The organism is Microcoleus sp. Pol12B3, assembly GCF_036701355.1.
GTDB lineage: Bacteria > Cyanobacteriota > Cyanobacteriia > Cyanobacteriales > Microcoleaceae > Microcoleus.
This window is the reverse complement of record NZ_JAUBQS010000002.1, coordinates 86659-97659: the sequence shown is the minus strand read 5'-3', so window position 1 is coordinate 97659 and position 11001 is coordinate 86659. Positions and strand designations below refer to the sequence as shown.

General features: G+C 45.5%; 9 protein-coding genes. 6 read left to right on the top strand and 3 right to left on the bottom strand.

Annotated features, from left to right (window positions below; all coding sequences use genetic code 11):
* Positions 1 to 413 precede the first annotated feature (413 nt).
* The 4 genes from ftsH3 to QUA53_RS01490 all read left to right on the top strand — a co-directional run bounded on the left by ftsH3 (position 414) and on the right by QUA53_RS01490 (position 4263).
* On the top strand, positions 414 to 2252 hold the full coding sequence (gene ftsH3, locus QUA53_RS01505) for an ATP-dependent zinc metalloprotease FtsH3 (RefSeq protein WP_006633639.1): 1839 nt from the start codon (positions 414 to 416) through the stop codon (positions 2250 to 2252).
* Positions 2253 to 2399: 147 nt separating this feature from the next.
* Entirely contained in the window at positions 2400 to 2762 is a 363-nt protein-coding gene (locus tag QUA53_RS01500; RefSeq protein WP_333094501.1) for a nuclear transport factor 2 family protein, read from the top strand.
* 239 nt (positions 2763 to 3001) lie between these two features.
* Entirely contained in the window at positions 3002 to 3640 is a 639-nt protein-coding gene (locus QUA53_RS01495; RefSeq protein WP_333094499.1) for a bifunctional 4-hydroxy-2-oxoglutarate aldolase/2-dehydro-3-deoxy-phosphogluconate aldolase, read from the top strand.
* Positions 3641 to 3741: 101 nt separating this feature from the next.
* On the top strand, positions 3742 to 4263 hold the full coding sequence (locus QUA53_RS01490) for a L,D-transpeptidase (protein ID WP_333094497.1): 522 nt from the start codon (positions 3742 to 3744) through the stop codon (positions 4261 to 4263).
* Positions 4264 to 4387: 124 nt separating this feature from the next.
* On the opposite strand, the gene QUA53_RS01485 is transcribed toward QUA53_RS01490, so the two are convergent.
* Positions 4388 to 5320, bottom strand: a complete 933-nt coding sequence (locus QUA53_RS01485) for a DUF1963 domain-containing protein (protein ID WP_333094496.1) — start codon at positions 5318 to 5320, stop codon at positions 4388 to 4390.
* Between the two features lie 73 nt (positions 5321 to 5393).
* A complete protein-coding gene (locus tag QUA53_RS01480; protein WP_333094495.1) occupies positions 5394 to 6983 on the bottom strand; it encodes an Hsp70 family protein in 1590 nt (529 codons plus the stop codon).
* A 374-nt stretch (positions 6984 to 7357) separates the two neighbouring features.
* Here QUA53_RS01480 and QUA53_RS01475 point away from each other — a divergent pair, with 374 nt between their 5' ends.
* Positions 7358 to 8038, top strand: coding sequence for a CPBP family intramembrane glutamic endopeptidase (locus QUA53_RS01475; protein WP_333248631.1), 681 nt, complete (start codon positions 7358 to 7360; stop codon positions 8036 to 8038).
* Positions 8039 to 8109: 71 nt separating this feature from the next.
* Here the strand turns inward: QUA53_RS01475 and QUA53_RS01470 are convergent, their stop codons facing one another.
* Positions 8110 to 8538: a hypothetical protein gene (locus QUA53_RS01470; protein ID WP_333094492.1), complete on the bottom strand. Its 429-nt coding sequence runs from the start codon at positions 8536 to 8538 to the stop codon at positions 8110 to 8112.
* A gap of 1064 nt (positions 8539 to 9602) precedes the next feature.
* On the opposite strand from QUA53_RS01470, the gene QUA53_RS01465 reads away from it, so the two are divergent.
* The gene (locus QUA53_RS01465) at positions 9603 to 10742 is read left to right on the top strand and encodes a glycosyltransferase family 4 protein (protein WP_333094490.1); all 1140 of its coding nucleotides are present in this window, start codon (positions 9603 to 9605) and stop codon (positions 10740 to 10742) included.
* The last annotated feature ends 259 nt before the right edge of the window (positions 10743 to 11001 follow it).

Sequence of the window (11001 nt, the reverse complement as noted above, 5' to 3'; positions counted from 1 at the left end):
TTGGTTTCTGGGTCAGTCCTACTTTACCTTACTTAAGAGTTTAAGAGAACTTACGCGTCACTACCAAAGAAACCGGATTTTTCACTCCAATTAAAGACTCAAGTGCAGTATTTCCGTCAACAAACCCGGTTTCTGCATGGCTATTTAACCGAAAAAGGGATTAACGCGATCGCCACCACTTTTGAAAATATTGACAAATTCTGTCTTATAGTGTATGAGGAAACGCAAAAATTAGGACAACACCCGAATCTCCTGACGCCGCGCAGGGCAGTTCCGTTCCCGCGACCTCAGACCGCCACAGCAGGGCCGGGATTCCCCACCACACAAAAACAAGTTACAATTACGTTAAGATTGATGAACATAAATAAAAATTCCCAAATCACAGGGACTAAAAATTAGGAGGATCGACCTCGGTGAATAAACGGTGGAGAAACGCTGGCCTGTACGCACTGCTGGCTATTGTAGTCATTGCCTTAGCAACGGCTTTTTTTGACAAACAGCCCCCAAGCCGCGAAGTTTGGAAGTACAGTCAATTCATTCAGGAAGTCGAAGGCAAGAGAGTAGACAAAATAAATATCAGTTCCGATCGCAGCAAAGCCCTGGTCACAGCCCAGGACGGCAACAAGGTACTCGTTAACCTGCCGAACGACCCCGAACTGATCAACATCCTGACCAAAAATAACGTAGATATTTCAGTTCTGCCCCAAAGCGACGAAGGCTTCTGGGTAAAAGCCCTCAGCAGCCTGTTCTTCCCGATTCTGCTTTTGGTCGGACTGTTTTTCCTGGTGCGGCGCGCCCAAAACGGGCCCGGCAACCAAGCCATGAACTTCGGCAAATCCAAAGCTAGAGTCCAAATGGAGCCGCAAACTCAGGTGACTTTCGGCGACGTGGCAGGCATCGAACAAGCCAAGCTAGAGCTCGCAGAAGTCGTGGACTTCCTGAAAAATGCAGACCGCTTCACCGCAGTCGGAGCAAAAATCCCCAAAGGCGTGCTGCTGGTCGGCCCTCCCGGAACAGGCAAAACCCTGCTGGCAAAAGCAGTGGCTGGAGAAGCCGGCGTTCCCTTCTTCTCGATTTCCGGTTCAGAATTTGTGGAAATGTTCGTGGGTGTCGGTGCTTCCCGCGTCCGCGACTTGTTTGAACAAGCTAAATCTAACGCTCCTTGCATCGTATTTATCGATGAAATTGACGCGGTAGGCCGCCAGCGGGGCGCTGGTTTGGGCGGTGGTAACGACGAACGGGAACAAACCCTGAACCAGTTGCTGACCGAAATGGACGGCTTTGAGGGCAATACTGGCATCATTTTGATTGCTGCCACGAACCGCCCCGACGTGCTCGATGCGGCGCTGCTGCGTCCGGGTCGCTTCGATCGCCAAGTTGTAGTCGATCGCCCCGACTTCGGAGGCCGCCTGGAAATTCTCAACGTTCACGCCCGCGGCAAAACTTTGTCGAAAGACGTGGACTTGGAAAAAATCGCCCGCCGGACACCCGGTTTCACCGGTGCGGATTTGTCCAACCTACTCAACGAAGCAGCAATTTTAGCCGCCCGCCGCAACTTGACAGAAGTCTCGATGGATGAAGTCAACGATGCGATCGACCGCGTGCTCGCTGGCCCGGAAAAGAAAGACCGCGTGATGAGCGAAAAGCGCAAAACTTTGGTAGCTTACCACGAAGCCGGTCACGCTTTAGTCGGTGCGCTGATGCCCGACTATGACCCCGTGCAGAAAATTAGCATTATCCCCCGCGGCCGCGCTGGCGGTTTGACTTGGTTCACACCTAGCGAAGATCGGATGGATTCTGGCTTGTATTCTCGGTCTTACTTGCAAAATCAAATGGCGGTAGCTTTGGGCGGCCGCATTGCTGAAGAGATTGTCTTCGGCGAAGAAGAAGTAACAACCGGTGCGTCGAACGACTTGCAGCAAGTGGCAAGAGTAGCGCGCCAAATGGTGACTCGCTTCGGAATGAGCGATCGGCTAGGCCCTGTAGCTCTAGGTCGCCAACAAGGCAATATGTTCATGGGTCGCGATATTATGGCCGAACGGGATTTCTCTGAAGAAACCGCAGCCACGATCGACGATGAAGTGCGTTTGTTGGTAGAGCAAGCTTACCGCCGCGCTAAAGATGTACTCGTCGGCAACCGCCACGTCCTTAATGCTTTGGCAGATATGCTAGTTGAAAAGGAAACTGTGGATGCTGATGAATTGCAAAATTTGTTAGCTAATAGCGATGTGAAAATGGCGACGATCGCCTAATCGATTTTACAATTGAGATTTGGGATTTTAGATTTAATCTAAAATTTGAAATCGATAATTGGGGTGATTCTGGGATTGTCTGGAATCGCCCCAATTTTTTTGTGGACACACAGGAAGCAGCGAAAAAAAGCATTGGAGTAGCAAACCATGATCGTCACAGAAGATAGAGCGCGTGAACTTGCACTTGATTGGGTAGAAGCTTGGAATACTCATAACCTCGATCGCATCATGTCCCATTACGCAGAAGATCTAATTCTGATATCGCCTGTCGCAGCGCAACTGCTAAATGAACCATCTGGAACAGTGACAGGCAAAGAAGCGCTACGAAACTACTTCAAAAAGGGGCTGGAAGTTTATCCTGACCTCAAGTTTGAGTTGCTTGATGTGATGTGGGGAGTTTCCAGTGTTGTCCTTTACTACATCAACCAAAAAGGCACGAAGGCAGGTGAGTTTATGGAAGTCAGTTCAACCGGAAAAGTGGTTAAAGTTGTTGCTCATTACAACGGGTAGAGCGAGGTTATGCAAATGGCGGTAATATGGATGGCACAACCGAGCGATGCTGAGGCTTTACTTACTCTAGCTAGCAAGTCAAACGCAGTCCACTCGCCTGTGGTGTAAAGAAAATAACGCAATTTTAACCCCCCCTCGGAAACCCACGGAGGTGGGTTTTGTTTGTATAGATGCGGTTTCAACCGCTCGGTCTTCCGATCTGAACTTTATTGAATTATCTGGGGGCAAAATCAGTTAGCATGAATCATCAATCTTGGTTGACACTACTAAAAAAACACCGGGCGATCGCAGTCATCCGTTCCTCAGAAAAGGAACTTGCTTGGCAGATGGCATCAGCGGTAGCAGCAGGCGGAATCCAGTTTATTGAAATTACTTGGAACACCCACAAAGTCGCTGAATTAATTGCCGAACTCCGGTCTGAATTCCCTACTTTTAGTATTGGCACCGGCACTTTATTAAACTTAGAAGAGTTGCAACAAGCAATAGACTGCGGCGCTCAATTTCTATTTACGCCGCACACCGATTTAACTATGATTAAAACAGCAGTTGATGCCGGAGTGCCGATCGTCCCGGGTGCTTTTTCTCCTACGGAAATTGTGACCGCGTGGCAAGCAGGCGCTACCTGCGTTAAAGTGTTTCCGATATCGGCTTTGGGAGGCGCGGCTTACCTGAAAAGCCTGCAAGGCCCCCTGGGAAACATTCCTTTAATTCCCACTGGCGGGGTGACGCTGGAAAACGCGAAAGTATTTATTGACGCCGGGGCGATCGCCGTTGGTTTAGCCGGAGACTTATTTCCTAAACACTTAGTGGAAAATCGCGATTGGCGCGCGATCGCCGCAATTGCCCGAACTCTCGCCCAAAACTTAACAACTTGTTAAGTCCACTTTCCCAATCCAACATTTCAAATCTAAAATCTACAATAGGACAAGCCAATCTAAAATCTAAAACCTAAAATCTAAAATAGTACGAGGTGTGAGAAATGAACAGGATTATTAACTCAACTTACTTCCGTCGCGCTGGAACTTTCTGTGCCGGCTTCGCTCTCAGTTTTGCTGTATTCTGCGGCGGTTCAATTCCTGTAATTGCCGGCGAACAGCACAACATAATTGCCAATAAAATTATGCAGTTGCAGCAATCCAGCGAACGCTGGATTGAAATAGATTTGTCAAGACAAAGGTTAATAGCTTGGGAAGGAAATATACCTGTTTACGCGGTGGTTATTTCCAGCGGCAAATCATCGACTCCAACCCGCACGGGAACCTTTGCCGTTGAAACCAAATACCGCGTTACTAGAATGACTGGACCGGACTACGACGTGCCGGACGTTCCCTATACAATGTATTACGACGGCGGCAATGCAATTCACGGCGCTTACTGGCACAATTTGTTTGGCAATCCCGTTACTCACGGCTGCACAAATGTAGCTGTCAATCACGCTAAATGGCTATTTGAATGGGCCTCGGTGGGAACACCCGTGGTGGTGCACAAATCTCAGGTTTAGGGAATTGGGAATTGGGCATCGGGCATAGTCAAACACTATTCAATCTGTTAGAACCCCGACTTCTTAAAGAAGTCGGGGTTCGGGGTATTATGTTTTTTTAGGTGGGCTTACTTAACTGCTGCTTTTAACAACAATCCCAATTGTATAAAACTTTACTAAAATCTAATTCTCTGAGTGCTGATTCATCAATAAAAAAGTTACCTACACCACTGTCTCCCCACATGATATCTACTGTCTCATTGCAGCAATCGGTATCCATTTGGAATAGAAGAATGTCTGGCTTTTGTTTTTGATCGGAGTTACTATTACATTTTCTTACGTCGTCTTGTGTAAAATATGGATAACCACCTATTTTATGACCCAAGGAATGCGATATTTCTCGGTACTTATCGTCAATTTCATGGTTCATAAATAACTCGTTAATTTCTTCTCCTAATAGTTCGGTAAATTGGTAGTCAATGGTACTGATAGGCGCATATTTTTTAGTAAATTGCAAGCCGCAACTGCCCTGAACAGGAAAAATTTCGGGTTCCGACAAAAAATCATAATTGGTAATAATGTTTTCAACTTTGAAGTCGGGATGAGGAAAATAAATTATTTTGAATTGGTCTTCGATTGTATGATTATCTGCATTGGAAGAATTGTCCAAATTTAAACCATATAGGTCATCGTCAGCTATATACAGCAGATTCCACGCAAATAGAGTACACCTTAATCCCAAACACTTACCAAAATGGTTGACAAACCCTTGCAACCGTACTCCATAAACCTGGAAATTGCTGTAGAACTGTAAGATACCCCGATCGGGAAAACCATCTAAAGGCGGTATTTCATCAAAGTTGAGTTGCGTTAGCAAAAATAAATATTTACCGTCACCAGTTTTGGGATATTCAAAGCCTTTAGGTAAATAAGGAAATCCTCCAAATTTACTCTGCCACCAATTAACCTGGTCATTATTCTGGATTTTAATTTCAATGTAAGGTTTAATGGTAGCTTCGATTCGGTCGCGATACTTTTCTAATTCGGGAGAGAGTGGAAATTCTAGTTTGTAGTTCATCTGCTTTTAACAATTTGTTTTGAACGGAATCAGTAGGGTGCGCTTCGGCGCACCTTACCTGTAAAGTCTATCCTTAACTTAGCTGCACCACTGGTTTATTCTCTAACAAAGTTTCATTTGTCAGCAAATCTTCCACGGTAATTCGCAAAAAGCGCTGTTCGTCAACGCGGAACAAAGCTTTTATGCGATCGCTCCCCGGATACCCAGGCGGCGTCAATTGAGCGATGCTGCGTGCTCCTTCTTTATCATTTAGGGGCTGTACCGATGTTTGGCCCGCGAGTTGGCGAGTAATTAGCCTGTCGCCGTCAAAATATATCTCCGTGCCGCCAGTTTCCGCTCCCAATTCGCCGATAATTAATTCTATACTTGGCTGACTTTCTAAAGAAGCCCCCAAGACTAACTCTACCGGTTCGCTCATCGGATAAGACTGGCCGGATTTGATTAAACTGTGCCAACTGTGGCAATTGTCGCGGCGGTTCCAGTAGCGAATTCCGTAACTGTGATAGAGAAAATCTTTGATTTCTATGCCTTGACTCAGTTGCAGAGCACCTTGGGCGATCGCCTCAAAGGGTTTGTCGCAGCGAATTTTTGCCGGCTCGAAATATTGCTCCACCCAACGCCCGAAGGCAGGAATTTGTACAGTACCGCCAACTAGCAAAACTGCATCAATATCCCCAATTTCTAAGCCTTGGCGCCGCGCTTGCTGCAATACTTGATTCATGCACTCGTCTAGTTTGTCAAAAAACTGATGTTCAGCGAGGATAGATTCAAAACGAGATCGATCTAATTCTAATTCGTAACTCTCAAAATTTTCGTCATCAAAATAAACCTCAACTGCCTGATTCACCAAAGACAATTGAATCTTTAACCGTTCTGCCAATCTCGTTGTAATCGGAGATTTTGCCAGCCCTTTTGTTTGAACAAAATAGTCGACCAGCCAATTATCAATATCAGAACCGCCTAAATTTTGTCCGGCTTTAGCCAAAACCCGGGCAACTTTTGTTTTTTGCGCTGAAGATTCAGCTAATAGCTTTTCGCCCCACTTAAGAATAAAACCGAGAGGCTTTTTGTCGGAGGAAGCGTCCAAACGCACCAAAGAAAGATCGAGAGTTCCGCCACCGAAATCAATGACTAACAGATTTTCGCGATCGGCCAAACCGTAACCCAAAGCAGCCGCCGTAGGTTCGTCCAACATCCGCACCTGTTCTACTTGGAGAGATTGAGACACTTTGCCCAACCAATGGCGGTAAGCTTCAAAACTATCTACCGGCACAGTAAAAATCAAAGAATCGATCGGCAAAGGCAGTTGGCGAATTGAATTAACAATTTGACTCAAATACCACTCACCTACTTGTTCAAAAGTAATAATTTGCCCGTCAAGTTCCGGCACAAAACCCTGAACTGAAGTGCCAATTCCCCGCTTAAAATTGCGAAAAAACCGAGAATCTCCACTCAAATCCCGACCTTTATCGCGCACTTGCTGACCGAGTAAGACTTTACTTTGAGCAGCGTCCTCAACGTAGAGTAAACTAGGAATGAGGGGCGGATTTTGAGCCGAGATTGCCGACAATCCCGGTAATTTCAAAGTTTCGGGCTGCTGGAGGACTTGATTCCAGCGAGCGACGACGGTGTTGCTAGTTCCAAAATCAATTGCGATCGTCATTCAGCCAAAATACACAGCTACTAGGGATTTAATCATATTATGGTATTTCGAGTCACCAATGCCAACAGATTATCAAATTGTGCTTGAATAAAGACTTTTTTGCCACAAAAACTTCTTTAACGGCGGAGTCTTCAATTTTATGCAACTGTATATTTTTCTATTCCACAAATAAGCACCACTTTTATAAGCGACACAAAACTCATACCATTTTAAATTTTAGATTTAAAAATGGAGAATGAATGACTGCATAAAGGTTTGGATCGCGGCACTACAGTTACCTGGTTTTTTGAAAGTGGTAGCGCCTGTCTGCAGTGACCAAGATTTTACCTTTGATCTTAATCTAATTTTCCAATGAAGCGTGCAAAATGCTGGATATGGGCGATCGCAAAAAAGCACTATTGGCTCTAACACTACTTGTCCCTGCTGCTAGTATTGGTATCATAGCAGGCTTGTATATTGCCCCGGAAAGCTGGGGACAAACACTGTCAGTCTTGTGTCAAGTTTGGTTGCTGATTTTTCCGATCGCGTGGTCTGTTTTTGTCGATCGCAAAAAGCTGAGTTTATCCCTACCCAAGTGCCAAGAATTGCTGGCTGGATCTATTTGGGGAATATTCATGTTTGCGGTGATTGTGGGTATCTATAGCGTTTTTGGGCAGCAGTGGATCGATCCTGTAGTTGCTAAAGAAAAATCGTACCAATTAGGTATTACCAGCCGTAATATTTACTTGATTGTAGAAGCATATTTTGTGCTGGTTAACTCGCTGATTGAAGAATTTACTTGGCGGTGGTTTGTCTGCAAGAAATGCCAGATTCTCATACCGGGAACAAAAGCAATATTTCTGAGTTCGCTATTTTTCACGATCCACCACATTTTTGTAATAGCAGCTTACAGCGACTGGGAGGCTGTTCTCTTAGGTTCCTTAGCTGTCTTCACCGCCGCGATAATTTGGTCTCAGTCTTATCTGACTTACCGTTCGCTTTGGCCTAGTTATCTCAGCCACGCGATCGCAGATTTTGCCCTGGCAAGTATTGGTTGGAAAATCCTCTTTAACTAGCTGCTTTTTCAGCGACTATTCCTGGCAATTGTACAGTAAAATTTGACGTTTTGCCCAACTCACTCTCCAGATTAATCTCTCCCCCATGATCCGGACGGCGTGCCACTACCGCAGGCGATCGTACACCCTGATAAATTGTAAGCTTTTGCAAGGTATTTGTGGCTGTAGCTGCGCTTCATGCCAACTAGCAGCGACAACTGTTTGCTGGCATTCATGCTGATTGTACTGGGTTCTTGACTGATGCTGTGCAACAATCGAACGTTCATATCTTCCCACGGGCAGATGCTTTCCGTTAAGGTATCTGCTTTAAATTCAAAGTTTTGTTTTGCTGGCGATCGCATAATTTTAGCTGCATGAAAACTGGCCAACATATCGCTATCAGCATCGGTGGCCGGGCCCCCAAGAGCACACCGATTGTCATCCGAAATTGCAAACTTAGGAAAAATGATGCTTTCATAACATGAAATTTTTTGTACGCGAAATCGTTTGATAAATACCACGAAGTTGCTGCTACTGCTTAGGAGTCAAGGTTTGCACGATATAGGCCGATCTACCTTGAGTATTCCTTTGATCTTTATAGGGTCTTTTGATAATTTGCTGCTGAATTATTGTTACGGTAATTACTTAGACAGGAATTGGGCAGTAACGCTACATATACTCTGCCCCGCAGTGGCAGTCTCTTTTGGGAAATTTTTCAGGCGATCGCCTTTTATTAACAAATTTAAAACTAAGGCAGCTAATTAAATTTATATCCGTGAAACTCTATGTTCTGTAGCACGATTGGGAAACCTATTTTTTCAAACAGTGGACGCATCAACCGGGTTTTTACACGAACATACGACAAGTGAGGGCGAGAGATATCGCTTGAAAAACAGGCTTGATTTCCTCATTCGCACGTCCACGACGGTGATTCGCGCGATCGCGCCCCTGCTGGTATCTGAGAAAACTACCATGTCTGAATCCTGACAAAATAGGATATTGTGTCAAGCAATACCTAAAGGACTGTTACCCAAAAATCCCAGCTACCGATGGATGTTTATATCTATTCCAGCGATGGAGGAGTCAACATTCTCGAGGTAAGAATCTCCCTCTTTAATTAAGTATAAAATTTTGCCAAAGGCGATGTCAACCTACTGAATATTGTTGCAAATGCTACCTTTATTCCATCTTAAAATTGGGGTGATATTCGGTTTACCGTACATCCTTGTCTGTTTGAGACTCAATGATGTAATCTTTAACATACGGTGTTGTCTAGCTTGGTGCTTGTCGCGAAAAAAGCTACTATTTCATGAGGTATCTATCTATAGTAGGAAATTTTGCTTACCTGCAAATTATCCCTCTAGGAACTGTTTCGCGATCGCATCAATCTTTATTATCAATGCAACGACAGTGAAGTTTTGGCAGATAGATATTGGGGTGTTGCGAACAGTCGGTCGGTTGGATTCTATGTAAACACCAGGAAAGCGGTAATTAATATTCACCCGCCCCTCTTTCCTTTTGGGATCTAACATCAGTGCTGGTAGCAGTGCCGAATGCGATTCCAAGTCTTAAGCGGGACTTAAAAATGAAAATCACCTTTGTTCTTCCTACTCTGTCTCTAACTGGTGGAATACGAGTAATATCTATTTTCGCAGAACTTTTGAGAAAGCGAGGACACTCCGTGTTCGTCATCTCTGTACCCCCTCCCCAGCCGAGTATGCGCCAGCAAGTCAAGTCGCTGCTGCGGGGACGGGGTTGGATTTCTCCACCAGAAAACGAACCCTCATTTTTCGATAACTTAGGTGTAGAACACAAAATTACCGATCGCTACCGCCCGGTAGAAGATAAAGATGTACCTGACGCTGATGTAGTAGTGGCCACCTGGTGGGAAACCGCCGAGTGGGTAGCTAAACTATCTCCTAGCAAAGGAGCAAAAGCTTATTTTATCCAGCACCACGAAATTTTTGACTATCTACCTCAAGGAAGAGTAGAAGCAACTTGGATGCTGCCCATGCACAAAATTACGATTTCTGAGTGGTTAGTTGAGCTAGCTAGGACTAAATATGGCGATCGTCAAGTTTCCTTAGCTCCTCCTACGGTGGACACGAAGCAATTTTACGCCTGTCCTCGCAACAAACAATCGGTTCCTACAGTTGGTCTAATGTACTCTACAGTCTACTGGAAAGGAACTGACATCGCCCTCAAAGCTTTTTCCCTAGCGGCAGAAAAGATCCCCAACCTGCGTCTGGTTGCCTTCGGTACAGAGGCCCCATCCCCGGAATTGCCGCTACCGGCAAATGCCGAGTATGTAATTCAACCCGACCAAGACAAAATCAAAGACTATTACAGCAAATGCGATGCATGGCTGCTGGCGAGCCGCTCAGAAGGCTTCGGCTTGCCTATTATCGAAGCGATGGCGTGCCGCACTCCCGTCATCAGTACCCCAGCAGGCGCTGCTCCTGAAATTTTGAGCGGGGGTACTGGCATACTTGTAAGACCTGAAGATCCCCAAGAAATGGCAAAAGCCATAGAGTCTATCTGTCAGTTGCGAAATTCCAAGTGGCAAGCCATGTCTGAAGCAGCCTATGCCAAGGTGAACAATTATACGTGGGAAGATGCCACGGATCATTTTGAAGCCGGCTTGAAAGTTGCTATAGACAAATCTAAACAGCGCGACGTTAAGATAGTTTCGTTTTCTCCCTATGGAAAAATTCCGGTTGGCTAACTGCTGCAATTTGAAATTCGGCGCTACCCGCGTTTTCGGCGCCGGATTTCTGGGCAGAAACTCAATATCCTTTGGTGGAGTGCTTCTGCCACAAGTAAAATAAATTGCCCGTGTCCTGTTTTCTACGCAGCAGTCTCGACACGAATTCTGAGCGCAGGGAGGAAGGAATATTGGTTATAAATTGATCTGCCAAAATCTGAAAAAGAGTGCAAAGGAGGTTTTAAGGCTGGCTCCGTTACAGGTTAAACTTGTCTAGTCG